This window comes from Micromonospora narathiwatensis (assembly GCF_900089605.1).
GTDB lineage: Bacteria > Actinomycetota > Actinomycetes > Mycobacteriales > Micromonosporaceae > Micromonospora > Micromonospora narathiwatensis.
This window is the reverse complement of record NZ_LT594324.1, coordinates 1,952,197-1,978,525: the sequence shown is the minus strand read 5'-3', so window position 1 is coordinate 1,978,525 and position 26,329 is coordinate 1,952,197. Positions and strand designations below refer to the sequence as shown.

The following is a 26,329-nucleotide window of genomic DNA, read 5'->3' as shown; positions in this document are numbered from 1 at the left end:
ACCGGGCATCGCACCATGGTGACACCTGCCGGGCGCTTCTGAGGAGTCCGCATGTACGACGCGATCGTCGTCGGTGCGCGCTGCGCCGGTGCCACCACCGCGATGCTGCTGGCGCGCGCCGGGCACCGCGTGTTGCTGCTGGACCGGGCGAGCTTCCCCAGCGACACGATGTCCACCCACTACGTGCACCCGCCGACCATCGCCCGGCTGGCCGGGTGGGGCCTGCTGGACGCGCTGCGGGACAGCGGCTGCCCGCCGCTGCGGGTGTCCCGGTGGCAGCTCGCCGGGGTTCCGGTCACCGGCTGCGCGCCGGCCATCGGCGCCGTCCGGGCCGGCTTCGGGCCGCGCCGGTTCGTACTCGACACCCTGCTGGTCCGGGCGGCCGAGGCGGCCGGTGCCGAGCTGCGCGAGGAGTGCAACGTCACCGACCTGCTCTGGGACGGCGACCGGGTGGTCGGCATCCGGGCCCGGGGGCCGCACGGCGAGTTCACCGAGCGGGCCCGGGTGGTGATCGGCGCGGACGGGCTGGACTCGGTGGTGGCCAAGAAGGTGCAGGCGCCGAAGTACGAGGCGGTGCCCTCGCTCTGCTGTGTCTACTACACCTACTGGAGCGGGTTCACCGCCGACTACGAGGTCTTCGTCGACCATCGGCGGCTGGTCGGGGCGGTGCCGACCAACGACGGGCTCGTGATGGTCGTCGTGCAGGCGCCACGCGAGGAGTTCGACGAGGTCCGCAAGGACATCGAGGGGTCGTACCTCCGCTCCCTGGCCCTCGCGGCGCCGAGCGTGCTGGAACGGGTCCGGGCCGGCCGGCGCGAGGAGCGTTTCGTCGGCACCGGCCGGCTGCCGAACTTCTTCCGCCGGGGCAGCGGACCGGGCTGGGCGCTGGTCGGCGACGCCGGCTACCACAAGGACTCGATCGGGGCCAACGGGATCAGCGACGCCATCGGGCACGCCGCGCTGTTGACCGAGCACCTGCACCCGGCGCTGGCCGGCGAGCGACCGGTGGACCGGGCCCTGATCGACTACACGGTGCGACGGGACCGGGAGTCGCTGCCGCTGTACCACTTCAACCTGCAGGCGGCGCGGCTGCAGCCGACCGACGAACTGCTCGACGTGCTCCGGGCGATCCAGGGGCACCAGGAGCAGATGGACCGCTTCTTCGGCCTCATCGCCGGGATGTACGGCTGGACGGAGTTCGTCGACGGGGTGACCGCGGCCCTGGGCACCCCGGTCGGCTCCCGGGCGGCCGGATGACCGGACGGCCCCGGGCGGGTGCCACCGCCGGCGCCCGTCCCCCCGCCCCGACCGACCCCGCCGGGTGAGCACCCCGGCCCCCGACACCTGGCAGGAGAGATCATGACGGCGCCTGACCTACTGTCCGAACTGCACCGCCGCGGCGTGCGGCTGCGCCTCGTCGACGACCGGCTGGACGTCCGGGCCGCCACCGGCGCGCTCACCCCGCAACTGCGGGAGGAGCTGCGGGAGCACCGGGACGCGCTGGTCGCGCTGCTGCGCCGGATGACCGACAGCGGGTCGCCGCCGGAGATCGTGCCCCGGCCGGAGCAGCGGTACGAACCCTTCCCGCTGACCGACATCCAGCACGCCTACTGGGTGGGGCGCAACCCGGCGCTGCAACTCGGCGGCGTCGCCACGCACTACTACTTCGAACTGGACGGGCTCGACCTCGACCCGGGCCGGCTGGCGGCGAGCCTGCGCAAGGTGATCGACCGGCACGACATGCTGCGCGCGGTGGTCGACCCGGACGGGCGGCAGCGGATCCTGGCCGAGGTGCCGCCGTACGACCTGCCGGTGGCCGACCTGCGCGCGGTCCAGGACGACGAACGTCGGGCCGCGCTGGCCAAGACCCGGGCGGAGATGGGGCACCAGTTGCTGCCGCCGGAGCACTGGCCACTGTTCGACCTGCGCGCCTCGCTCGTCGACGAACACCGGATCCGGCTGCACATCAGCATCAACGTGCTCATCATGGACGCGTTCAGCCTGCAACTGCTGTTCCGGGACTGGCGGCGGTGCTACACCGAACCGGACCGGACGCCCGAGCCGCTGGCGTTGTCCTACCGGGACTACGTCCTGGCCGAGGAGGCGGCCCGGGACGGTCGCGAGTACCGCGCCGCCGAGGCGTACTGGCGGGACCGGCTGGACAGCCTGCCGCCCGCGCCGGCCCTGCCGCTGCGCGCCGGGGCGGCGGCCGGCGGCCCGGGGGCGGCACCCGTGGAGTTCGTCCGGCGCAGCGCCCGGCTGCCCCGCCCGCTCTGGGACGCGCTCAAGCGCACCGCCCAGCGGTACGGGGTCACCCCGTCGGTCGCCGTCATGTCGGCGTACGCGGAGATCCTGCGCGCCTGGTCGCGGCAGGCGGACTTCACCCTCAACCTCAGCCTGTTCAACCGGCGGCCCCTGCACCCGCAGATCGGCGACGTGATCGGCGACTTCACCTCGGTCACCCTGCTCGCCGCCACCGCCGAACCCGGCGAGTCGTTCGCCGACCGGGCCCGCCGGCTCAACCGCCGGCTCGTGCAGGACCTCGAACACTCCGCCTTCAGCGGGGTGCGGGTGCTGCGGGAACGGTCCCGGCGGCTCGGCGGCGGGCCGGGCGCCGCGATGCCGGTGGTCTTCACCAGCGCCCTGGCGTTGGGCGACCGGGAGAACCGTACGCCGGACTCCCGCTTCTTCGGCGAGTTCGGCTACGGGATCAGCCAGACCCCGCAGGTCTGGCTGGACCACCAGGTGACCGAGGAGAGCGGCGACCTGTGCCTGGACTGGGACGCGGTGGAGGCGCTCTTCCCGGCCGGGCTGCTCGACGACATGTTCGACAGCTACCAGGCCCTGCTGCGCCGGCTCGCCGGGGACGAGACGGGCTGGGACGCGGTGGACGCCCCGGTGCCGTTGCCGGCGCACCAGCTGGAGCAGCGGCGGCGGGTCAACGACACGGTCGCGGACCTGCCCGCGCGTACCCTGTGCGAGCTGGTCGAGGCGCGCGCCGCCGGGCAGCCCGAGGCGGTCGCGGTGATCGCGCCGGACGGCGAGCTCAGCCACGGCGAGGTGGTCGACCGGGCCCGCCGGCTGGCGGTCCGGCTGCGCGACCTCGGCGCGGGCACCGGCGAGCTGGTGGCGGTGGTGACGGACCGCTGCGCCGCCCAGGTGCCGGCCGTGCTGGGGGTGGTCCGCGCCGGGGCCGCGTACCTGCCGATCGAGCCGGCCTGGCCGGCCGCCCGCCGCGCCGACCTGATCGAGCAGGGTCGGGTGCGGATCGTGGTCACCACCCCCCGGCTGCGCGACGAGCTGGACTGGCCGGCCGGGCTGCGCCTGGTCACCCTCGACGATCCCGAGGTGCGGGCCGCCGACCCGGCCGGGGTGGGCCCGGGCCCGGCCCCGGACGACCTGGCGTACGTCATCTTCACCTCCGGCTCCACCGGCCGGCCCAAGGGGGTGATGATCGACCACCGCGGCGCGGCGAACACGGTGCAGGACGTGAACGCCCGCTTCGGGATCACCCCGGCGGACCGGGTGCTGGCGTTGTCGGCGCTGAGCTTCGACCTGTCGGTCTACGACGTGTTCGGCGCGCTCGCCGCGGGCGCCGCGGTGGTGCTGCCCGCGCCCGGGCGGGCCGCCGACCCGGAACACTGGAGCGACCTGGTACGCCGACACCGGGTGTCGGTGTGGAACTCGGTGCCCGCGCTCATGCAGGCCTGGGCGGACGCCCCGGCCGCCTTCGCCGACCCGGCGGACTCGCCGCTGCGGGTGGTGCTGCTCAGCGGCGACTGGATCCCGGTGCGGCTGCCGGACGCGGTGCGGGCCCGACACGCGAAGGCCGCGGTGCACAGCCTGGGCGGGGCCACGGAGGCGTCGATCTGGTCGGTGCACCACCCGATCGAGGTGGTCGGCACGGACTGGACGAGCATCCCCTACGGACGCCCGATGGCGAACCAGACCATGCACGTCTACGACGCCGGGCTGGCGCCCTGCCCGGTGTGGACCCCCGGCGAGCTGTACATCGGCGGGGTGGGCGTGGCGCTGGGCTACTGGGCCGACCCGGTACGCACCGACGAGCGCTTCGTACGGCACCCGGTGACCGGCGAGCGCCTCTACCGCACCGGCGACCTCGGCCGCCATCTGCCGGACGGCACCATCGAGTTCCTCGGCCGCGACGACGACCAGGTGAAACTGAACGGCTTCCGGATCGAGCTGGGCGAGATCACCGCGACGCTGAGCCGGCAGCCGGGGGTGGCCGAGGCGGTGACCGTGGTGGACACCAACCCGGGCACCGGCCGCCGCCAGCTCGTCGGATACGTCGTGCCGGCCGACCCGGCCACGCCGCCGCCCGCCGAGACGCTGCGTGCGGGGCTGGCCCGGGTGCTGCCCGACTACATGGTTCCGCACCACTACCCGGTGCTGGACCGGATACCGCTGAGCGCGAACGGCAAGGTGGACCGGGCGGCCCTGCCGTCGCCGTGGGAGTCGCTGCTCCCGGCGGGGCACCGGCCCCCCGCCGACGAGGTGGAGCGAACCGTACACGAGATCTGGCGCGAGACGCTGGGCCGCGACGACTTCGGGGTGGCGGACAACTTCTTCGAACTGGGCGCCGACTCGCTGCACGCGGTGCGCATCCTGGGCCGGCTGCGCGAGGAGTTCGGCATCGAGCCGGACGCCGACGAGGGCCTGCCGATGCTCTTCGACAGCCCGACCGTGGCCGAACTGGCCGAGACGGTGCGGAGCCTGCTCCGGGAGCGACCGTGAACGCGCGACGGGAGCGGACCGTGCGGGGCCCGAGGGAGGCGGTGTGACCGGCGAGCCGGGCAGCGGCTGGGACGACGTGGTGGTGGGCGCCGGATCGGCCGGCGCCACCCTCGCCAGCCGCCTCTCCGAACAGTCCGGGCGGCGGGTGCTGCTGGTCGAGGCCGGACCGGAACGGAACGGAACGCAGCGCGGTCCGGAGCAGCTCGGCCGGCCGACGCTGGCGGGGTTGAACTGGGACTACCAGACCGCCGACGGGGAGCGGCCCGTCCCGTACCGGGTGGGCCGGGTGGTGGGCGGCTCGTCGGCGGTGAACGGCGCGATCGCGCTGCGCGGCCTGCCGGCCGACTTCGACGAGTGGGCGGCGGCCGGCAATCCGGAGTGGGCCTGGTGGAAGGTGCTGCCGTACTTCGTCCGGCTGGAGACCGACCACGACGTGACGGGTCCGGAGCACGGCGACCGGGGGCCGGTCCCGATCCGCCGGCTGGCCGCCACCACGCCGATCAGCGACGCCTTCGTCGACGCCTGCCGCGAGCAGGGCCTGCCACCGGTGGCCGACCTGAACGGCACGCCGACCCCCGGCGTGGGGCCGCTGCCGACGAACTCGCGGCACGGACGCCGGATGGACACCGCCGAGACGTACCTGGCCGCCGCGCGGGGCCGGCCGAACCTGACCGTCTGGCCGGACTCCACCGCGCTGCGGCTGCTCGGGGACGGCTCCCGGGTCACCGGGGTCGAGGTACGGCGGGACGGCCGGCCGGTGCGGGTCGAGGCCGACCGGGTGACTCTGTGCGCGGGCGCGGTCAACAGCCCGCTGCTGCTGCAACGGTCCGGCATCGGGCCGGCCGACCGGCTGGCCGCGCTCGGCATCCGGCCCTGGGTGGACCTGCCCGGCGTCGGCGCGAACCTCAGCGACCACCCGCTGCTGGGCATCTGGGCGGTGCCGCGGGCCGGGCTGTGCCGGGCCGGCGACCCGTGGCACTCGGTGGTGGCCCGCGCGGCGAGCGACGGCGTCGACCCGGACCTGATGGTCTTCCTCAACTGCAACGTCGCGCCGGAGGACGTGCCCACCCTCGGCCCGATGCTGCGGGGACGGCCCGGGGTGTCGGTGGCGGTGATGCTGATGAGCAGCGACTCGCGGGGCAGCGTCCACCTGCGCGACGCGGCCCCGGACACCCCGCCGGAGATCCGGCTCAACCTGGCCCGGGAACCCCGCGACGAGCAGCGGCTGATGACCGGCGCCCGGCTGGTCTGGTCACTGCTGCGGGCGCCGGCGATGCGCGACCTGCTGGACCGGGTGCTGCTCTGGACCGACCGGATGGTGGCGGAGGAGCCGCTGCTGCGCCGGGCGGTACGCACCTTCACGGCGCCGTCCTGGCACCCGACCGGCACCGCCCGGATGGGGCCGGACGACGATCCGGGAGCGGTGGTCGACCAGTTCCTGCGCGTGCGCGGGGTGGCCGGGCTGCGGGTGGTGGACGCCTCCGTGCTGCCGGCCGTACCCCGGGCCACCCCCAACCTGACCTGCGTGATGCTCGGCGAACGGGCGGCCGACTGGTTGTGCTGAGCCCGGTGACCGGGTGACAGCGATCTGTGCGTCGTCTGCCAGCACCGGTTGCGAACCTCGCCGCATGAGTGACGCCTTCCAGGCCCAGGGCCTGGTCAAACGATTCGGCAAGACGGTGGCGCTGGACGGCATCGACCTGACCGTGCGCACCGGCGAGGTGCACGGTTTCCTGGGTCCCAACGGCGCGGGCAAGACGACCACGATCCGGGTTCTGCTCGGCCTGCTGCGCGCCGACGCGGGCGCGGTACGGCTGCTCGACGGCGACCCCTGGCGGGACATCACCCGGCTGCACAAGCGGCTGGCGTACGTGCCGGGCGACGTGAGCCTCTGGCCGCGGCTCTCGGGCGGGGAGACCATCGACCTGCTCGGCCGGCTGCGCGGCGGGCTGGACCCGGCCCGCAAGGCCGAGCTGCTCGACCGCTTCCAGCTCGACCCGCGCAAGAAGGGCCGGGCCTACTCGAAGGGCAACCGGCAGAAGGTCGCCCTGGTCGCGGCGTTCGCCTCGGACGTGGAGCTGTTCATCCTGGACGAGCCCACCTCCGGTCTCGACCCGCTGATGTCCGAGGTGTTCAGCCAGTGCGTGAGCGAGGTCCGCCGGGAGGGCCGCACCGTGCTGCTGGCCAGCCACATCCTCGGCGAGGTCGAGAAGCTCTGCGACCGGGTCAGCATCATCCGCTCCGGGCGGATCGTGGAGACCGGCTCGCTGAGCGACCTGCGCCACCTGACCCGCACCACCATCCACGCCCGGCTGGGCCGCCCGGCCGACGGCCTCGGCGAGCTGCCCGGCACGCACAACGTCACGGTCGACGGCGACCGGATCAGCCTCCAGGTCGACCCGGACGCGATGCCGGCGGTGCTGCGCCGCCTCGGCGAGTACGAAACGCGGGAGCTGGTCAGCCAGCCGCCCACGCTGGAGGAGCTGTTCCTGCGCCACTACGACGTGGGCCCGCACCAGAGCGGTGAGAAGGTCGGTGCCCGATGAGTGAGCTGGTGGGCACGTGGCGACTGGCCCGGCTCGCGCTGCGCCGGGACCGGATCGGCCTGCCGGTGTGGATCCTGCTCGCGATCAGCCTCGCCGCCGGCCCGGCCGGGTCGCTGGCCGACGTCTACGCCAGCGCGGAGAAGCAACGCGAGTACGCCGAGGGTGTCGGCAGCAACCCGGCGGCCGCGGTGTTCAGCGGGCCGAGCCTCGGCGTCGACGGCCTCGGCGGGATCGTGGTCAAGGAGAGCGCGGTCTGGGTGCTGCTGCTGGTCGCGATCACCAGCCTCATGCTGGTCGTCCGCTACACCCGTACCGAGGAGGAGAGCGGCCGGGCGGAGCTGGTCACCGCCGCCGCTGTCGGCCGGCACGCCCGGCTGGCCGCCGCCCTGCTCGTGGTCGGTGCCGCCGACCTGCTGATCGGGCTGGGCACCGCGGCCGGCCTGATGGGGGCCGGGCTGCCCGGCGCCGGCTCGCTGGCGTACGGGCTGGGCGTCACCATGGTCGGCTGGGTCTTCGCCGCCGTCGCGGCGGTGAGCGCGCAACTGGTGGAGGCCGCCCGCACCGCCAACGGCATCGCGCTGGCCGTCTTCGGCGCCACCTTCCTGCTGCGCGGCGTCGCCGACTCGGCGTCGGTGGCGAACGACGGCACCGGGGGCACCCGGCAACTCGCCTGGGTCTCCCCCACCGGCTGGTTCTACCAGCTCCGGCCGTACGCCGGAGAGCGCTGGTGGGTGCTGGCGCTGGCGGTGGTGACCGGGGCGGTGCTGACCGGCGCGGCGATCATGCTGAGCCAGCGGCGGGACATCGGCGCGGGCCTGTTCGCGGCGCGGCTCGGCCCGCCGGACGCCCGGCCCGGACTGGCCACCCCGCTCGCCCTGGCCTGGCGGCTGCAGCGCAGCAGCCTGATCTCCTGGGCGGCCGGCGTGGCGGTCGGCGCCGCCGTGCTCGGCTCGCTGGCCCACGACATCACCGACATGGTGGGCAACAACGACACCGCGGCCAAGGCGATCCGCCAGCTCGGCGGCGCCGACGTGCTGGTCGACAGCTACCTGGTCTGGGTGCTGCGGATCCTCGGCCTGGCCGCCGCCGCGTACGCGGTCTCGGCGGTGCTGCGGCTGCGTTCGGAGGAGTCCGGGCTGCGGGCGGAGCCGGTGCTGGCCGCCGCGGTGACCCGGACCCGGTACGCGCTCAGCCACGTGCTGGTGGCCGTGTTCGGCGTGCTGGTGCTGCTGGTCACCGCCGGTCTGGTGGTCGGGCTGGTGCACGGGGCGCGGTCCGGGGACGTGGGCGGCGAGCTGCCCCGGATCCTCGGCGCGTCGCTGGTGCAGCTGCCCGCGGCGCTGCTCCCGGCCGCGCTGGCCGGGGCCCTGTTCGGGCTGCTGCCCGGGGCCACGCTCGTCGCCTGGCTCTTCGTCGGGGCGATCCTGCTCATCGCACAGCTCGGCCCGGTGCTGGAGCTGAACCAGTGGGTCATGGACGTCTCCCCGTTCACCCATCTGCCCCGCCTGCCCGGTGGCGACGTGACCGCGGCGCCGCTGGTGTGGCTGGGGGTGCTGGTGCTGCTGTTGGGGGCGGCCGGTCTGGCCACCTTCCGGCGGCGGGACCTGGACACCGCCTGAACCCTGCTCACCCCCCTGCGGGGCCGTGGTCGACTCCCCCCGTGGTCGGCCACGGCCCCGCCCCTTTGTGACCAGGTGACAGCGATCTGTGCGGGCTCTGCCAGCGGGCGCTGCCAGCATCGGCTCATGCAGTACGGATTCCAGGCCGAGGCCCTCGTCAAGCGTTTCGGCACGAACACAGCGCTCAGCGGCGTCGACTTCGCGGCCCGGGCCGGCACGGTCCTGAGCGTGCTGGGCCCCAACGGCGCGGGCAAGACCACCGCGGTACGCATCCTCGCCACCCTGCTGCGCCCGGACTCGGGCACCGCGATGGTGGGCGGGGTGGACGTCGTCCGTCACCCGGCCCGGGTGCGCCGGCTGATCGGCATCGCCGGTCAGGACACCTCGGTCGACGAGGACCTGACCGGCACGGAGAACCTGGTGCTCATCGGCCAGCTCCTCGACCTGCGCAAGGCCGAGGCGACCTCCCGGGCCGGCGAGTTGCTGGAGCGGTTCGAGCTGACCGAGGCGGCCGGTCGCCGGGTCGGCACCTACTCCGGTGGCATGCGACGCCGGCTCGACCTGGCCGCCAGCATGATCGGTCGACCCAGGGTGATCTTCCTCGACGAGCCGACGACCGGGCTCGACCCGGCCAAGCGGGAGGAGGTCTGGCGGATGATCCGGACGATGGCCGGCGACGGCACCACCGTCCTGCTCACCACGCAGTACCTGGAGGAGGCGGACACCCTCTCCGACGACATCGTCGTGCTCGGCCAGGGCAAGGTCATCGCCAACGGCAGCCCGGACGAGCTGAAGCAGGTCGTCGGCGGGCAGACCATCCAGCTACGCGCGGCGGACCCGGCCCAGCTGAGCGAGGCCGCGGCCATCCTGGGCAGCGTCGCCGGGCACGTGCCCGAGCAGGTCGGTCCCGGGGTGCTCACCGTGCCGGTGGTCGGCGACTCCGCGTTCACCGAGGTGGTCCGCCAGCTCGCCGCGGCGAACATCGCGGTGACCGAGCTGTCCCTGCGGCTGCCCAGCCTGGACGAGGTGTTCTTCACCCTCACCGGCCGGCACACCGCCGAGCCCGAGCGCGACAAGGAGGTGGCGGCGTGACCGCGACCAGCGTCCCCAACCAGTCCGCCGGCACGATCACCGAGCCGGTCCGGCGCCCGTACGGGCTGCTCCGGCACAGCCTCGCGCTGGCCCGGCGGAGCCTGATCAAGGTACGCCGCACCCCGGAGGGCCTCGCCCACGCGGTGCTCATTCCGGTGATCTTCCTGGTGATGTTCGTCTACCTGTTCGGCGGCGCGGTCTCCGGCAACACCAAGAACTACCTCCAGTTCATCTTCCCGGCCGCGCTGGTGATGACCGTGATCATCTCGGGCATCATGATCACCGGGGTGAACCTGAACGCGGACATCCGCACCGGCGTCTTCGAACGGTTCCGCAGCCTGCCCATCGGCCGGTCGGCACCGCTGATCGGCTCGGTCCTCGGCGACCTGATCCGGTACGTGATCTCGCTGGTCACCGTGTTCGCGTTCGGCTACCTGCTCGGCTTCCGGGTGGAGACCGGCTTCCTCCAGGCGCTGGCCGCCTGCGCCCTGACGGTCTTCTTCGGCTTCTGCCTGAGCTGGGGTTACGTCCTGGCCGGTGTGGTGTCCCGGGACGCCGCCGGGGTGCAGGGCATCGTCACGCTCACCATGTTCCCGCTGGCCTTCGGCACCAACATGGTGGCGCCCACCGACACCCTGCCCGGCTGGCTGCAGGCCTGGGTGAAGATCAACCCGGCCAGCCACGCCATGGAGGCGTGCCGGGGTCTGCTGCTCGGCGGGCCGGTGGCCGGGCCGGTGATGCGGACGTTGCTCTGGTCGTTCGGGCTGCTGGTGTTCTTCGCGCCGCTCGCCGTCCGGGCCTACCGACGCCGTACCTGAGCGCTGATGAGGGCGAGGGCGTCCGCCCGGTCCCGTGAGCGTCCCCGCTCGACGGCGACCGCGTGGACGTCCCCGCCCAGCGCCCCGGCGAGCCGCCGGCCCAACTCGGTCGCGTCGGGGTGGAACGAGTCCGGGCCCCGGTGCAGGGCGCTGGCGGCCCCCAGCAGTTCGGCGGCCAGCTCCGCCTCCCCGCACGCCAGGCAGGCCGCCGCCGCGGCCACGCCGATCTCCGCCAGCACCGGGGCGTAGCCGGGTTCGGCGGCGATGGCGAACGCGGCGGCGAGGTGCTCCCAGGCGGCCTCCTCGGCTCCCCGGGCCACCGCCAACTGGGCCGAGGCGCACAGGTGCATCGCCCGGTACACCGCGGCGTCGAAGGTGAGCCGATCCAGGTCCACCCGGGCCCGGTCGTACTCGCGGGCCGCCTCGTCGAGGGCGCCGTCGTAGCGGGCGAGGTGACCCAGCCAGATGTGGGCCAGCACCTGGTAGCGGGCCGCCACGGGTCGGGCGGCGGGCGCGACGAGCGCCCGGAGTTCGTCGCGGGCCCGGGCCAGGTCGCCGTGCCAGGTCAACGCGACGGCGAGCATGACCCGCTGCAACGCGGCGTCGTCCGCCGGGTCCAACGTGTGCAGCAGGGTACGGGCCTCCTCGGCGGCCGTCATCGCCGCGGGAAAGTCGCCGAGGACGAGCTGGACGTGCGCCTCGAAGGTGAGGGTCATCGAAAGCCCCCACCGGTCGCCCGTCTCGCGGAACGCCGCCGCCGCCTGCGTCAGGTCGGCGTGCATCGCGTCGGTCTCGCCGTCCTGGCCGTGCAGCAGGGCGGAGAGCAGCATCAGGGCGCCACGCGCCCACCGGTCGGGGTGGTCACGCAGCCGGTCGATGGCCGACAGGCCAGCGGCGGTGTCCTCCCGCAGGAACGCCAGCGCCGGGTCGAGCAGGGCGACGATCGGATGGTCGTCCGGGCCCTCGGAGCCCGGCAGCCGGGCCAGCAGCGTGTCGATCGGGACGTCGCCGCCGACCCGACCGCCGGAGAGGACGGTGTTGAACAGGTAGGCGGCGGTGGCCACCCGGCGCGCCCGTGGCGGCGCCTCGCCGGGCAGTTCGAGCACCGCCCGCAGCCAGGCGGCGGCCTCGCCGTGATTGCCCTGCACCGTCCAGAGCGGGCTGACGGCGGCGGCCAGCCGGACCGCCACCGCCGCGTCGCCGGTATCGCAGGCGAAGTGGAACGCCGCGAGCAGGTTCTCCCGCTCGGCGGTCAGCACGGGCAGCCAGGTCACCTGGTCCGGCCCGCGCAACCGGGGCTCCGCCTGCTCGGACAGTTGCAGGAAGTACTCGGCGTGCGCCTGCCGCGCGGCGGCCACCTCACCCTCCTCGGCCAGCCACTCCAGGCCGTACTCCCGGATCGTCTCCAGCATCCGGTAACGGGGTCGGGGGCCGTCCAGCCGTTGCAGGAGCGACTTGTCCACCAGCGCGGCCAGCAAGTCCAGCGGGGCCGGCGTGACCGCGGGTGGCAGCGCGCAGAGGCGGGCCGCGCTCTGCGGGGTGATGGCCCCGGGGAAGACGGCCAGCCGCCGCGCCAGCCGCCGCTCGTCCTCCTCCAACAGGTCCCAGCTCCAGGCCACCACCGCGCGCAGCGTCCGGTGCCGGGGCGTGGCCGTCCGGCTGCCGCCGGTGAGCAGCCGAAACCGGTCGGAGAGGCGGGCCGCCAACTCCTCCACGGGCAGCGTACGGGTCCGGGCGGCGGCCAGCTCGATGGCCAGGGGGAGCCCGTCCAGCCGACGGCAGATCTCCACCACGGCGTCCACGTTGGCGTCGGTGACCGCGAAACCGGGCCGGACCGCCGACGCCCGGTTGACGAAGAGTTGCACCGCCGCCGACTCGACGGCCTCGGCGCGGGTCGCCGCCGGACGGGGCAACGCGAGCGGCGGCACCGGGCACAGTGCCTCGCCGACGATGCCCAGCGGCTCCCGGCTGGTCGCCACGACCCGCAGCTCGGGGCAGCGGCCGAGCAGCTCGTCGACCAGCCGGGCGGCGGCGTCCACCAGGTGCTCGCAGTTGTCCAGCACCAGCAGCGTCGGCGCCACCGAGAACGCCTCGACCAGTTGCTCCAGCACGTCCCGGGGGGCGGGGCCGTCCAGCAGGCCCGCCTCGCGCAGGCCGAGCGACCGCACGATCACCTGCGGCACGTCGTCCGGGTCGGTGACGGCCGCCAGTTCCACCAGCCACGCGCCGCCGGGGTGGGTGGCGGCCAGCGATCCGGCGAGCGTGCTGGCCAGCCGGGTCTTGCCGGCGCCGCCCGGGCCCACCAGGGTCACCAGCCGCCCGTCCCGGAGCTGGTCGCCGAGCCGCCGCAGCTCGCCGCCGCGGCCCACGAAGGTGGTCAGCGGGGCGCGCAGGTTGCCGGGCGGGGCGACCGGCCGGGCGGCCGCGGGTGCCGGCGGCGACCCGACGGCCCGACCGGCCGGCGTCGGCCCCGGCGGGTTCGGCGACGCGGGTCCGGCAGCCGGCGAGGGCGCGGCGGCGGGCGACAGCGCGAAGTCGCCCCGGAGCATCGCCACGTGCACGTCGCGTACCCGGGGAGACGGGTCGATGCCGAGTTCCTCGGCGAGCCGGGCGCGGAACTCCTCGTAGGAGCGCAGCGCCTCGGCCTGTCGCCCGGTGCCGTAGAGCGCGCTCATCAGCAGCGCCCGGATGCGCTCGCGCAGCGGATGCCGGGCGGCCAACTCCTCCAGCTCGGCGACGAGTTGGTCGCCCCGGCCGGCGACCAGGTCGGCCTCGGCCCGGTCCTCCAGGGCGGAGAGCCGCAGCTCCTCCAGGCGGGCCGCGGCCGCCGCGGCGTACCGCGCGTCGATCGCGTCGGCGAGGGCCGGCCCGCGCCACAGGGACAGCGCCTCGTCCAGGCGGGTGGTCGCGGTGGTCGCGTCCCCGGCCCGCAGCGCCCGCTGCCCCTCGCGGGCCAGCCGCTCGAACCGGTACGCGTCGACCGCCTCCCGGGGCAGCGCCAGCCGGTAACCGCCGTGCGCGGAGTGCAGGGCCGTGGTGACCGGCAACGCCCGACGCAGCCGGGACACCAGGGACTGAACGGCGTTGGTCGGGTCGCTGGGGGCGGTCTCCGCCCACAGTGCCTCGGTCAGCGCCTCCACGGTCACCGTGCGGCCGACCTCCAGCGCGAGCAGGATCAGCAGCCGGCGCAGCCGGGCACCGCCGATCTCCACCTGCCGCCCGTCGGCGGCCACCACCAACGGCCCGAGGATGCCAACCTGCATACCCTCATCATCTCACCGAGTACCCGACCGCTGACGAAGCGTCCACGCCGTGGCGGGGGAAGGAGAGGCCACGGGGCGGCCGGGCCGGTCAGGCCGGCGTGTCCGGCGTGGTCACCCGGCCGAACAGGTACGTGTAGAGCACGGCCGAGTTCACCCCGTCCAGGCCGAGCGCGCCGTGCAGCGCGTCGTCGTAGAAGCCGCACAGGCCGACGCTGGACAGACCCAGCCCGGTCGAGACCAGGGACAGGTTCTGCGCCAGGTGCCCGCCCTCCAGCAGCACCAGCCGGTACGACCGCATCCCGTAGTGCAGTCGCTGGTAGGTCAGGTCGGCGACCAGGAAGAGCCAGAGTGGACACCCGGCCGCGTCGATCTTGCCGCCGGCCTTGGTGGCGGGCAGCCTCGGGTCGGTCGCCGGCACGGCCGGGATCAGCTCGCCGGTCAGGTCCCGGTCGCCGAGCGGGAGCAGCGCGTGCGCGTCGGCGTCGTGCAGGTAGAGCCCGCGCGGCACGCCCTGGACGTCGTGGCAGTAGAGCAGCAGTCGGAGCGGGTAGCGGCTGCCGCCGCTCGGGTGCGGCCGGACCCGCAACGGTGCCTCCGCGCCCGGCATGCTCTTCTCACCGGTGACCGCGGCGGCGTAGAAGAGCAGCCGGCCCAGCTCGTCGACGGTGAGCGGACCCTCGTACGTGCCGTATGCGCTGCGCCGGGCGAGCAGCGTCTCGGCCAGTCCGGGCAGGTCCGACGGTGGCCCGTCCGGCCGGGCCAGCGGCAGCGGGGCACCGCGCGCGGGCAGCGGCTGTCGGCCCTCGGCGCCGGCGCCGACCAGGTCCGGCATCTGGTCGAGGATCGTCGCGGGCGCGTACTTCGTCTCCTCGTGCAGGCGCCGGTCCAGGGCCTGCGGGCCGTCGGCGAAGAACGGGCCCCGGGGCGCGGTGCGGAGCAGGGTCAGGGAGACCAGCCAGCCGGCCTGGGCCCGTTCGGCGGCGGTGAGGCCGAGCCGTTCCTGGTGCAGCCCGACCAGCCGCCGGAAGACCGACCCGGCCGGCGCGTCCAGTCGGTCGGCGCGCTCCAGGCGGCGCAGCTCGGCCAGCGTGTCGGCGAGGTGCCGATGCCACCGCCCCAACCCGGTCCCCGCCGACCCGATCTCCTCACGGGTCCGGCGGTGCCAGGCCGTCCACTCCGCCTCGTTGCGCAGGAAGGCCGCCTCGGCCGCGGCGCGCCCCTCGGCGGCCGGCCCGGCCTCGGCGGCCGGAGTCCGGGGCGTCCCCTCGTCCGGGGTGTCGGTGGCCGGGTCCGCGTCGCCCCGCAGCCAGGCCAGCGACTGCGCCCAGTCCAGCCCGGTGGCGCTCACCGCGGCCAGCAGCAGGCCGGCCGCCGCCCGCAGCCGGGTCGGCGCGGACCGGGCGTTCGCCCAGACGGCCTGCTCCAGCTCGGCCGCGCCGGCCAGGTGCCGGTCGAGGACCTCCGCGGCGTCCGGCTGGCCGTTGGCGGCGACGGGTCCGGGGGCGGCGAGCGGCCCCTCCGGTGGGGCGGAGGCGGTGAGACTCATCGACGTACGCTCCCTCGACGACGGGCGGGGTGAGCGAACGATAGGCAGCCGGAACGGCCGGTCACAAGCCGCTCTGACCTGCCGAATCAGGGCAATCTGGGAGGTGCCCCGGCACCGTCTCCCGGGCACAATCCGCCCTCCCGTCGGGCGGGCGAGGAGGGGTCGTGACCGGCGGGGCGGACGGCGACGGCACCGGCCGCCGGGCGGGTCGCGGGCGGCGTTGCCGGGGGCTGCGGGAACAGCAATCTGCGCGAAGACAGCGGGGCCGGGGAGGCGCACCCTCTAGGCGCACCGGGCCCGGGCCCGGTGCCCAGCATCCCGCGTTGACCAGGCCAGATCCGCCGGCCGTCGCGGCCCCGAGGCACCCGGAGAACCCCTACCGACACCCGTACCCGCCGGAGAACCCTGTGACCACGGACCCCCAGTCGCGGCACCCCTTCCCGCTGACCGACCTCCAGGCCGGCTACCTCGTCGGCAGCAGCCCGTTGATCGAACTCGGTGGCTTCCGGCCGACCATGTACGTGGAGCTGGACGTCGTCGACTTCGACCCGGACCGGGCCCGGGCGGCGGTCGACCGCCTGATCGACCGGCACGAGCACCTCCGGACGGTGATCCTGCCGGAGGTCGCGCAGCGGGTCCTGCCGGACGAGCGGATCACGCCGTTCCCGCTGACGGTGACCGACCTGACCGGGCTGGCGGCGGCCGGCCGGGAGGCGGCGCTGCGCGAGGTCCGGGACCGGATGGCCGAGCAGGGCGTGGAGCCGACCGGGTGGCCGCTGTTCGAGGTGGTCGCCCAGCGGCTGCGTCGGCACCGGTGGCGGCTGCACCTGGCGATGAGCCTGCTGCTGCTCGACTCCACCAGCACCCGGCACCTGCTCGGCGAGTGGTGGCAGCTCTACCAGGATCCGGCCGCCGCGCTGCCGCCGGTGACCCGCACCTTCCGGGAGGGCGTACGAGACCTGGTGGCCTGGCAGGAGAGCGAGCCGTACCAGGAGCACTGGCGGTACTGGGAACGGCGGCTGGACAGCCTGCCGGACGCCCCGCGGCTGCCGCTGGCCCGCCCACTCGCCGGCATCGACCCGGTACGGATGGTGCGCCGGGTCTGCCACCTGCGCCGCGCCGAGTGGGACCGGCTCTGCGCCACCGCGCGACGCCAACGGGTGCTGCCGCCGACCGCGCTGCTACAGGTCTTCGCCGAGATCCTCGGCGGCTGGGCCGGGCAGCCCCGGTTCTGCCTGAACGTGCTGCACCAGAACCTGCCCAGCCTGCACCCCGAACTGTCCGGTGTGGTGGGCCAGCTCAGCGCCACCCTGCCGCTGGAGGTGGACCTGCGGGTCGCCGACGACTTCTGGGAGCGGGCCCGCCAGTTGCAGCGGCAGCTCTGGCGGGACATGGCGCACAGCGACGTCACCGCGGTACGGGTCACCCGGGAGCTGGCCGCCCGTCGTGGCTGGACCAGTCGCGCGGCGCTGCCGTACGTCTTCAACAGCATGCTCGCGCCCCGGCGGCCCGGCGGCGACGCGGTGGGCCGCCCGGTCTGCCGGCAGGTCGACAGCCACCTGCGTACGCCGCAGGTGCTGGTCGACAACCAGTTGCAGGACACCCCGGACGGGGGCGTGGACTGCATCTGGGACGTGGTGGACGATGCCTTCCCGGCCGGACTGGCCGACCTGGCGTTCGAGGCGTACGAGCGGATGCTGCGGGCGTTGGGCGTGGACGCCGCGACCCCGGTCGAGCCCGTCCCGCCCGCACACCTCGCGGTGGTGGCCCGGGACAACGCGCCGGCCGGTCCGCCGCCGGCCGGACGCCTGGAGGACGGCTTCCTGCGCCGGGCCGCCGAGCGGCCGGACCACCCGGCGGTGGTCACCGACGCCCGTACGCTGAGTTACCGGGAGTTGGCGGCGACCTCGGCCGGCGTGGCCGAACGGCTGCGGCGGCGCGGCGTGGGGCCGGGTGACCTGGTGCCGGTGGTGATGGCGAAGGGCTGGGAGCAGGTGGTCGCCGTCCTCGGCGTGCTGCGCGCCGGCGCCGCGTACTGCCCGGTCGACGTCGCGCTGCCGGCCGAGCGGATCGGCCACCTGATCGACGAGTGCGCGGCCCGGGTGGTGCTGGTCCAGTCGCACCACCCCGCCGACCTGGCCGGGCGGGACGTCACGACGGTCGAGGTGGACCGGCTCGCGTCCATCCCGGACGCCGCGTCGGCCGCCGGGGAGCCGGCCGCGCCCGCCGGGGCGGAGACCGACCTGGCGTACGTCATCTACACCTCCGGCTCGACCGGTCGGCCGAAGGGGGTGGCGGTGGAGCACCGGGCCGCCCTCAACACCGTGCTGGACATCAACCACCGGTTCGGGCTGGGCCCGGACGACCGGGTGTTCGGCATCTCGTCGCTCAGCTTCGACCTCTCGGTCTGGGACGTGTTCGGCGCGCTGGCGGCCGGGGCGACGCTGGTGCTGCCCGCCGGGGGCAGCCGCCCCGACCCGCTCGGCTGGGCGGACGCCGCGACCCGGCACGGGGCGACCGTGTGGAACTCGGTGCCGGCGCTGGCCCAGATGCTGGTCGAGGTGGTGGCGACCCGGCCGGCCGGGGACCGGCCGCCGATCCGGGCGTTCCTGCTCAGCGGCGACTGGGTGCCCACCGGGCTGCCCGACCGGCTGCGCGGCACCTGGCCGGGCAGCCGGGTCACCGCGCTGGGCGGCGCCACCGAGGCGGCGATCTGGTCCAACAGCTACGACATCGGTGCCGTCGACCCGGCGTGGCGGAGCATCCCGTACGGCCGCCCCCTGCCGAACCAGACCATGCGGGTGCTCGACGACCGGCTCCGGTTGCGTCCGCCCTGGGCGGTCGGCGGCATCTACATCGGCGGCACGGGGCTGGCCCGGTGCTACTGGCGGGACCCGGAACGCACCGCCGAGCGGTTCGTCACCGACCCGGCCACCGGGGAGCGGCTGTATCGCACCGGTGACCTGGGCCGGTACTGGCCCGACGGCACCATCGAGTTCCTCGGCCGGGAGGACCGGCAGGTCAAGGTGCAGGGTTTCCGGGTCGAGCCGGGCGAGATCGAGGCGACCGCGGGTACCCATCCGGGCGTACGGGACTGCGCCGTCACCACCCAGCAGGTCCCGGGCGGGCAGCGCCGGCTGGTCGCGATCGTGGTGCCCGAGACCGACGCCGCGCCGGACCCGGCGGAACTGCGGACGTACCTGCGCGAACGGCTGCCGGCGTACCTGGTGCCGGCGCGGATCCATTTGCTGGACCGGCTGCCGCTCAGCGGCAACGGCAAGGTGGACCTGGACCGGGCGCTGGCGGCGGCCACGGCACGGGCCGACGCGCCCGACGAGGCCACGGCGGGCTCCGCCCCGGCCGACGGGGACCGCCCGAGTGTCCTGACCGAGCGGCTCTGCCGGATCTGGGCCGACCTGCTGGAGGTGCCGATTATCCGGCCGGACGACGACTTCTTCGCCCTGGGCGGCAACTCGCTGCTCGCCCTGCGCCTGGTGCAGCGGCTGCGCGGCGAACTCGGCACGGAGGTGCCGTTCGGGCAGATCTTCGACGCGCCCACGGTACGCGGCCTGGCCGCCCGGCTCGCCGCCGGCGACGGCACCGTACGCTGCGCCGTGCCGCTGGCCGATGGCACCGGCCGGCCGCTGTTCCTGTGCCATCCCGTCGGCGGATCGGTCGCCCGGTACGCCGACCTGGCCCGCGCCTGGACGGGCCCGGTCCACGGCTTCCAGAGCCGGGCCCTGGCGGGCGACGACGGCGTGGCCGCGCCGAGCCTGGCCGCCATGGCCGCCGGATACCGGGCCGAGCTGCGCCGGCTGGCGCCGCACGGGCCGTACCTGCTCGCCGGCTGGTCGATGGGGGGTGTGCTCGCCCACGAACTGGCCGCCCAGTTGCGCGACGAGGGCGAGGCGGCCCAGGTGGTCCTGGTCGACAGCGACATCCGGACCCTGCGCGTGCCGGCCGACGACCGGGAGCGGCACCGGGAGTTCGTCACCGACCTGGCCGGCGGCCGGCTGCCCGAGCCGGTGGCCGCCACGCTCGCGACCGCACCGGAGGCCGGGCTGGCCGGCGCGGCGCACGCCGCTGCCCGGGCGGCCGAGCTGCTGCCGGCCGAGGTCGACGAGGCCGGATACCGCCGGCTGGTCCGGGTACACGGCGACAACCTGGCCGCACTCGCCGCGCACCGCCCCGCCCCGGGCGTGGCGCCGGTGCTGCTCATCGTGGCCGACCGGGTGGACCGCCCCGACCCGGTGCCCGCGTGGCAGGCGGTCTGCCCGGACCTGGCGGTCGAACGCTGGCCGGAGGACCACCACTCGATCGTCTCAGCCGCCTCCTCGGCCCGGCTGGCCGAGCGCATCGCCGCGTTCGCCGCCGAGACCGCGACCACCGGCACGCGGGCGACGACCGACGCCGCGCCGGACGCGCTCGGCGTACCGTCCTGAACGGAGCCCCGGGTGCCCGGTCATCCCTGACAGGCTGCCCGTAGGGAAGTCGGGAGGCTGCGCCCGCCCGCCGATACTGCGCCGCCGCGCCGCGCAACATCGTGCTGCATCCCGGATGTAGTGGCATCCGAGCCACACCGAGGCCACTACATCCGGGATCGAGCGGCCTCCCTGGTCCAGCCGAGGAAGCGGCGGTGCAACACGCCGGCCGGCGCCCAGGGCATGTCCTCGGTGGCCTGGACGAGGTAGGAGGCGAGATAGAGTGCCAACGACACCGGAGCATCCGAATACGCCGCCCGCAGCTCCCGCTTCCGCACCGGGCACGGCCAGGGCAGGCCGCAGCCCCCGCAGCTCCAGATCGGCATGACGGGGCCATGGCTGGTCACCGCATCCCACCCAGAAACCGCGCCGCAACCGTCCAGGCCTGCCGACTGGTCGCCCAATCCACCTGCCAACACGGGTACGGAGTCAGCCGCGACCACCACGCCCGGCAACCGACACACATCCCGTCAAGACCGCGCACGTGCACGGCAAGGATCATCTGTTCCTGATAGGCGTCCACTCGGCCTCTCCGTGCGGCCAGTGGCCACGGTTGATCGGAATCCGGTGCCGGGCATGGCAGGGCAGTTCGCCACCGCATCGGCAGACCCGCCGCCAGTTCTGCCAGGACCAGACCGGTCGATGCCGTCGGGCGAGGGTCAGGGCGGTCGCGAACAGATACTCGTCGTACGAGACGCGCCGCCTACCAGGAGTCGGCTCGCCGCGAGAGCCGGCCCCCACCCGGCTCACCCCTGGTCCCACACCCGCTCCGCCCGGTCGAGCAGCCGCCGACGCGCCGCAGCCTGCTCGCTCGCCTGGTACCGCTGCCCGGTGCCCGACGGTGGTGGCGGCACCGGCCGCCGGAACAGCCACCGCACCAGCCTGCACAACTCGGACCAGACCGCCACCAGTTCCGCCTCCTCGTCCAGCGTCTGAAGGCGGCGGCGGGGATCTCGTCAGCCCCATCGGGTGTCGGGTCGGAAGGAGCCCCGCCGCCAGTAACCCGGACGCTACGAGCCGTAACCGGCGATGGCGGGGACAGTTTGTACCCGAGGTAGCGCTACCCCGTCACCCCGATCGCGAGAGCCAACTCCCGCGCGTCCTCTCCGACCGTGCCCGGCCGGCTCGACAGCTCCAGGGCGACAGTCCGCGCGAACGGGTGGTGCCGCACCGTGTCCACGCTCTCGCGGAGTGCGCGGCCGAGCAGGTGCATCGCCGCGACCTCGCCCCGGTTCAGCAGGTGTGCCCGGGCGGCGTCAATCAGGGCGGCGGCCCGACGCGTGTGCGACGGCAGCGCTCGGTAGTCCGCCGTGTCGGCCCGTCGGACAGCCTCACCAGCTCGACACAAGTCCGTCTCGATGGTAACCGCGTACGCCGCGCAGGCCACCGGCCCGAACATCAGCCAGGGATGGGCGTATCCGCTGCCGAGGCGGCTCGCCGCCCCGTCGGCGGCATCCCACGCGCGCCATGCCTTCCCGGCCCGCCCGGCTTTGCTGTGCCCGAGCGCGATGCCGAGTTGCGCCTGCCCCCAGCGCGCCAGTTGCTCGCCACCCGCTGCAAGGTCGACCAGGCCGACGGCGTCAACGAGCACCTGTTCGGCGGCGTCGACCTGGTTCGCGCCCCGGTAGACGTGGGCGTAGTACCAGGCGGCCACGGCGATCGCAGCCGGGTCGTCGGCTCCCTGGGCGGCGAGCATCGCCCGGTCGGCGGCGAGCCACACCAGTTCCGGATACGGCTGATGGGCCAGGTACAACTGCGCAAGGTGATAAACGCGCGCCAACTCGACCTGCGCCTGCCGGCGTGCCGGGCCGTCCAGCCGTCGGACGCTGCGTTGCGCCTCCGTCAGCAGCCCGGGAAGCACCGCGGCGACCGCCGTACGCTCGACGGTCGAGCGGTGCCACCGCGCCCACGCCTGATCGACCAGGCCGCGCAGCACGTCGACGGACATCGCGTCGCCGACCGGCACCGTAGTGCGCTGCATCGCGGCAACGACGTGGTCCACGTCGGGGTGGCCCGCACGGGTCACCGACGCCACCGGCAGGGACTGGTCGCCGGTCAGGTCCGCCAGATCGGAGATATCGAGCACCTCGGCCAGGCGGAGCAGCATGGGTAGGCGGGGCGGGAGAAGGCGGCCGTTCTCCAGCGCCTTGACCCATTCGGCGCTGCGGCCGACGAGCCCACCGAGAACTGGACGCGTTTTGCCCGCACGTTCGCGGTGGGCACGAAGGCGCGTACCGAAGGTCGTGGCGTCGGTCATCGTCGTCTCCCAGATAGCGGGCCGGGCGACGGGCCGCCGGCCGCTGCTCCGGCGGATCGCCACAGTCGACGGTACTCGCGCGGCAGCCCCGACGCGTTCCACCGCCGCGGTTGAGGCGGCGGCCGGGAGACGAGGCGGCGGTCAGGACCAGTCGAATGCCTGCGCGTCGGAGAACAGGTAGCTGCCGTCGACGGAGTCCGACCAGGTGGCGTAGCGGCGCAGCCCGTACAGCAGGGGGCGTTGCGGACGCAGCCGGGTCACCGCGCGGACCCGGCCCAGCACCACGGCGTGGTCGCCGACCACGCTGTCCTCGACCACCTCGCAGTCGGCGATGGTGTGCGCGGCGTCGAGCAGGTGCGGACCGGCGGCGTCGCCGTCGGCGCTCCACCGGACCTGCTCGAAGCGGTCGACCGCGCCGGAGGCGAACAGTTCGGCGAAGGCCCGGGCCTGCTCGTGCAGCAGGTTGACGGCGAACGACCGGCTGGCCGCGATGGCCTCCAGGGTGGGGCTGCCACAGCGCAGGCAGACCAGCAGGATGGGCGGGTCGAGGGAGACGCTGCACAGCGACGTGCAGGTCATCCCCCACGGCCGGCCGTCGCTGTGCAGCGCGGTGGTCACCGTGACGCCGGACGGGAAACTGGCCATCAGGGGCCGCATGTCGACCGGTACGCTGGTGCTCGGCGCCGACGCGGGATCCGCCGGGACGAGCCGGTCCGTCGTGTTCATGGTGCACTCCTCAATCCGGGTGACGCGGCCCCGGCGGCGACCACGCCGGGCGTGGGCCGGGGGGTGGACCGGAGCGTCGCGCGGATCTCCGCCACCAGCGCGGCGGTGAAGGACCCGAACGCGGCGCCGAGAAAGTGGAAGTGGCCGCCCGGAAAGAGTATCCGCCGAAACGGGCCCGTGGTCTCCCCCGCCCAGGCCGCGATCGCCGCCGGCGGGGCCCAGTCGTCGTCCGTACCACCGAAGGCGGTGAGCGGCACGGCCAACGGCGGCCGGTCCGGCGTCGGCGCGTACGCGGCCAGCGCGCCGAGGTCCGCGCGGACCAAGCGGAGCAGTTGGGCGCGGAACTCCGGCACCTCGTGGATCCGGTCCGGCATGCCGCCCAGCGCGAACAGGTGCCGCATCATCTCGTCGTCCGAGACGTCGTACGGCAGGGACGCCTTCGGCCCCCGGTAGGCGACGGCCGGCCGGCCGGAGACCCCGACCCAGACCGGTTCGACACCGAGCGCGCCGAGCGCCCGGGCGGTCTCCGCCGCGACCACCGCGCCCAGGCTGTGCCCGAACAGGGCCAGTGGCGCGTCGGCCCAGTCGAGCAGGTCCTCCACCAGCCGCGCCACGATGGCGGGGATGTCCCGCAGCGGCTCCTCCCGATGGCGGCGGCCGCGACCGGGCAGGTCGGGCAGGAGCAGGTCCCATTCCGCGGGTACGCCCTGGCTGACCGGGAAGTAGGCGCTGCCGGAACCGCCGGCGTGGTGGAAGACCACCAGGCGCAGGTCGGGGTCGGGGACCGGTCGCGGCCGGAGGAACGCGCTCATCGGATCACTCCCGTCCCCCGGCCGCGACCGGGCGGCCGGTGATGTGGTCGGCGATCGTCGCCAGCAGTGCCGCCAGCGGGCGGTCGATGGGCAGGTCGTCCGGGGTGAGCGCCACCTGGAACCGTTCCTCGATCCGGGTCATGAACAGGGTGGACACGAAGGAGTCGCCGCCCGTCTCCAGGAAGGACCGGCTCGGGTCCAGTTCCTCTTCGGCGTGCAGCACGTCGCGCAGCTCCGACATCAGGTACGCCTCGATGCCCGCGCGGTCGGTGGGCAGCGGCTCGTCGCCGCCGGCACCGGACTCGGCGTACCCGGTGGACGCCGCGCCGACCGGCTCGTCGACCCAGAACCGGCGGCGCCGGAACGGGTACGTGGGCAGGTCCGGCCGGAACCGGGCCCCGGCCGGTCGCAGGTGGTCGAAGCGGACGTCGAGCCCGGCCAGGAAGAGGGCGGCGAGAGCGTCGAGCAGCAGCCCGGGAGCCGCCTCGGGCACGGCGGTGACCAGCGGCGCGACGTACGCCGTACCGTCCGCGTCCGGCCACTGGAGACGGGCCGCGTCGGCCGGTCGACCGGTGTCCCGACGGCACCGGACCCGTACCCCGAGCCGGCCGAGCAGGGCCACCCACCGGTCGGGGGCCGCCGCGCCGGCGTCGGGCGGCAGCAGCCCCGGATAGCGGGCGTGGACCGCGTCCAGCGCCACCGCCAGCGCGGTGTGGTCGGAAGCGACCCAGAGCGTGACCGGACGCGGCCGGCCGGCCGGTTCGGCCGGACGCCGCACCGCCGCCGCCACCCGGACCGCGAGGTCGTCGGCCGTGCCGCCGACGACGGCCACCCGGTGTCCGAACGGCGCGCGCCCGCTGCGCAGGGTGTGGCAGAGCGCCGGCAGGTCGGCGGGATCGGCGGTACGCAGCCGCGCCACCACCGCCGCGCCGAGGGTGGCCAGGGCCTGCGGGTCCCGGGCGGAGAGGGTGAGCAGCTCCGGCCCGCCCGCGGCGGCCGGCCCGCGCTCCTCCCCCGTCGGCTGGTACGCCTCCAGCACCACGTGCGCGTTGGTGCCGCTCATCCCGAACGAGTTCACCCCGGCGACCCGGCGGGGCAGCTCGGCCGGCCAGGGCGCGTTGCGCCGGGGCACGGTGAAGCCGAGCCGGTCCCACGGAATGTGCCCGTTGAGCGGGCCGTCGGCTTCGCTCGCCGCCGCCGGGATCTCGCCGTGGTGCAGCATGAGCACGGTCTTCATCAGCCCGGCCACCCCGGAGGCGGCCTCCAGATGGTTGAGGCGGGCCTTGACGCTGCCGATCCCGAGCGGTACGCCGCGCTCGCGGACCGCGTCGCCGAGCGCGGCGTCCAGCGCGCCCACCTCGACCGGGTCACCGAGCAGCGTCCCGGTGCCGTGCGCCTCGACCCAGCCCACGTCGGCCGCGCCCACCCCCGCGTCGGCGAGGGCCGCCCGCACCACCTCCTGCTGGGCGGGGCCGCTCGGCACGGTCAGCCCGGACGCGGCGCCGTCGTGGTTGACCGCGCTGCCCCGCACCACGGCCAGGATCGGGCGGCCCTCCCGTTCCGCCTCGTCGAGCCGCATCAGCACCAGCACGCCGACGCCCTCGCCCCGGCCGTACCCGTCGGCCGAGGCGAGGAACGACTTGGAGCGGCCCTCGGGGGAGAGCGCCCGGCTCTGGCACAGCGACACCATCAGGTTCGGCGACAGGAGCAGGTTGGAGCCGCAGACCAGCGCGTACCGGCACTCGCCGGACCGCAGCGCGCGGCTCGCCAGGTGCAGCGCGACCAGCGAGGACGAGCAGGCGGTGTCCACGCTGACCACCGGGCCGGCGAAGCCCATCACGTAGCTGATCCGGCCGGCGCCGAAGCAGAGCCCGCCACCGGTGGCGTAGTACGGGTCGAGCGGCGTCTTGTCGTCCTGCACGGCGAGCCGCTCGCCGTACTCGGAGGCCATCATGCCGAGGAAGACACCGACGTCCAGCCGGTCGGCGCGGCGGACCGCGACCCCGGCGCGCTCCAGCGCCTCCCAGGCCGTCTCCAGCAGCAGCCGCTGCTGCGGGTCGAGCAGTTCGGCCTCGCGTTGGGAGATGCCGAAGAAGTCCGCGTCGAAGTGGCCGATGTCGGTCAGGAAGGCCGCCCGGTCCACGTAGGAGCGGCCCGGCCGGACCGGTCCCGGCCGGTACGCGGCCCGCAGCCCGGGCCGGTCGTCCGGGACGCCGGTGACCGCGTGCGCGTCCCCGCGCAGGAAGTCCCAGAGCTGTTCCGGCGTACGCAGGTCGCCGGGGAACCGCAGGCCGAGCCCGACGACGGCGAGCGGTGGCCGCCGTTCCCGCTCCAGCTCGCGGATCCGGGCCTGCTGCCGGCGGGAGAGCCGCAGCTGTTCCTCCACGAGTCGCCGCAGCTCGGTCGCGTCCATG

The 26,329-nt window shown here is 75.0% G+C and carries 15 protein-coding genes and 2 pseudogenes; 8 read left to right on the top strand and 9 right to left on the bottom strand.

From position 1 onward, the window contains the following. Nucleotides 1-51 precede the first annotated feature (51 nt). The 7 genes from GA0070621_RS08785 to GA0070621_RS08755 all read left to right on the top strand — a co-directional run bounded on the left by GA0070621_RS08785 (nucleotide 52) and on the right by GA0070621_RS08755 (nucleotide 10,830). Nucleotides 52-1,257 carry an NAD(P)/FAD-dependent oxidoreductase gene (locus GA0070621_RS08785; RefSeq protein ID WP_091193171.1) on the top strand — a complete coding sequence of 402 codons (1,206 nt, stop codon included), beginning with the start codon at nucleotides 52-54 and terminating at the stop codon, nucleotides 1,255-1,257. A 102-nt stretch (nucleotides 1,258-1,359) separates the two neighbouring features. Continuing rightward, nucleotides 1,360-4,755 carry a non-ribosomal peptide synthetase gene (locus GA0070621_RS08780; RefSeq protein WP_091193168.1) on the top strand — a complete coding sequence of 1,132 codons (3,396 nt, stop codon included), beginning with the start codon at nucleotides 1,360-1,362 and terminating at the stop codon, nucleotides 4,753-4,755. A gap of 43 nt (nucleotides 4,756-4,798) precedes the next feature. Beyond that, the gene (locus GA0070621_RS08775) at nucleotides 4,799-6,319 is read left to right on the top strand and encodes a GMC family oxidoreductase (protein WP_091193165.1); all 1,521 of its coding nucleotides are present in this window, start codon (nucleotides 4,799-4,801) and stop codon (nucleotides 6,317-6,319) included. A 64-nt stretch (nucleotides 6,320-6,383) separates the two neighbouring features. Beyond that, the gene (locus GA0070621_RS08770) at nucleotides 6,384-7,301 is read left to right on the top strand and encodes an ABC transporter ATP-binding protein (RefSeq protein WP_091193163.1); all 918 of its coding nucleotides are present in this window, start codon (nucleotides 6,384-6,386) and stop codon (nucleotides 7,299-7,301) included. Continuing rightward, nucleotides 7,298-8,920: an ABC transporter permease gene (locus GA0070621_RS08765; RefSeq protein WP_091193159.1), complete on the top strand. Its 1,623-nt coding sequence runs from the start codon at nucleotides 7,298-7,300 to the stop codon at nucleotides 8,918-8,920. The genes GA0070621_RS08770 and GA0070621_RS08765 overlap by 4 nt, the downstream gene beginning before the upstream one ends. 126 nt (nucleotides 8,921-9,046) lie before the next feature. Further along, nucleotides 9,047-10,012 (top strand): ATP-binding cassette domain-containing protein, encoded by a 966-nt coding sequence (locus tag GA0070621_RS08760; protein ID WP_091193156.1) that lies wholly within the window; start codon nucleotides 9,047-9,049, stop codon nucleotides 10,010-10,012. Next, the gene (locus GA0070621_RS08755; RefSeq protein WP_167666726.1) at nucleotides 10,009-10,830 is read left to right on the top strand and encodes an ABC transporter permease; all 822 of its coding nucleotides are present in this window, start codon (nucleotides 10,009-10,011) and stop codon (nucleotides 10,828-10,830) included. Before GA0070621_RS08760 ends, GA0070621_RS08755 begins: the two co-directional genes overlap by 4 nt. Here the strand turns inward: GA0070621_RS08755 and GA0070621_RS08750 are convergent. Then, nucleotides 10,812-14,093, bottom strand: coding sequence for an AfsR/SARP family transcriptional regulator (locus tag GA0070621_RS08750; protein ID WP_091193154.1), 3,282 nt, complete (start codon nucleotides 14,091-14,093; stop codon nucleotides 10,812-10,814). The genes GA0070621_RS08755 and GA0070621_RS08750 overlap by 19 nt on opposite strands. A gap of 88 nt (nucleotides 14,094-14,181) precedes the next feature. Next, on the bottom strand, nucleotides 14,182-15,639 hold the full coding sequence (locus GA0070621_RS08745) for a SagB family peptide dehydrogenase (RefSeq protein ID WP_091193152.1): 1,458 nt from the start codon (nucleotides 15,637-15,639) through the stop codon (nucleotides 14,182-14,184). 407 nt (nucleotides 15,640-16,046) lie between these two features. Here GA0070621_RS08745 and GA0070621_RS08740 point away from each other — a divergent pair, with 407 nt between their 5' ends. Further along, a complete protein-coding gene (locus tag GA0070621_RS08740) occupies nucleotides 16,047-20,081 on the top strand; it encodes a non-ribosomal peptide synthetase (RefSeq protein ID WP_167666725.1) in 4,035 nt (1,344 codons plus the stop codon). A 167-nt stretch (nucleotides 20,082-20,248) separates the two neighbouring features. Here the strand turns inward: GA0070621_RS08740 and GA0070621_RS08735 are convergent. The 7 genes and pseudogenes from GA0070621_RS08735 to GA0070621_RS08710 form a co-directional block, all read right to left on the bottom strand. Further along, nucleotides 20,249-20,467: pseudogene (locus GA0070621_RS08735) on the bottom strand (hypothetical protein); the annotation flags it as partial. Continuing rightward, nucleotides 20,464-20,811 (bottom strand): annotated as a pseudogene (locus GA0070621_RS31175) (hypothetical protein); the annotation flags it as partial. The pseudogenes GA0070621_RS31175 and GA0070621_RS08735, both read right to left, overlap by 4 nt. A gap of 55 nt (nucleotides 20,812-20,866) precedes the next feature. Further along, on the bottom strand, nucleotides 20,867-21,028 hold the full coding sequence (locus GA0070621_RS29465; protein WP_157739903.1) for a hypothetical protein: 162 nt from the start codon (nucleotides 21,026-21,028) through the stop codon (nucleotides 20,867-20,869). Between the two features lie 152 nt (nucleotides 21,029-21,180). Beyond that, nucleotides 21,181-22,377, bottom strand: a complete 1,197-nt coding sequence (locus GA0070621_RS08725; protein ID WP_091202213.1) for a helix-turn-helix domain-containing protein — start codon at nucleotides 22,375-22,377, stop codon at nucleotides 21,181-21,183. 141 nt (nucleotides 22,378-22,518) lie between these two features. Further along, the gene (locus GA0070621_RS08720) at nucleotides 22,519-23,103 is read right to left on the bottom strand and encodes a flavin reductase family protein (protein ID WP_091193144.1); all 585 of its coding nucleotides are present in this window, start codon (nucleotides 23,101-23,103) and stop codon (nucleotides 22,519-22,521) included. Further along, on the bottom strand, nucleotides 23,100-23,915 hold the full coding sequence (locus GA0070621_RS08715) for a thioesterase II family protein (RefSeq protein WP_091193142.1): 816 nt from the start codon (nucleotides 23,913-23,915) through the stop codon (nucleotides 23,100-23,102). The genes GA0070621_RS08720 and GA0070621_RS08715 overlap by 4 nt, the downstream gene beginning before the upstream one ends. Before the next feature lie 4 nt (nucleotides 23,916-23,919). After that, on the bottom strand, nucleotides 23,920-26,328 hold the full coding sequence (locus tag GA0070621_RS08710; RefSeq protein WP_091202211.1) for a type I polyketide synthase: 2,409 nt from the start codon (nucleotides 26,326-26,328) through the stop codon (nucleotides 23,920-23,922). Nucleotide 26,329 lies beyond the last annotated feature (1 nt).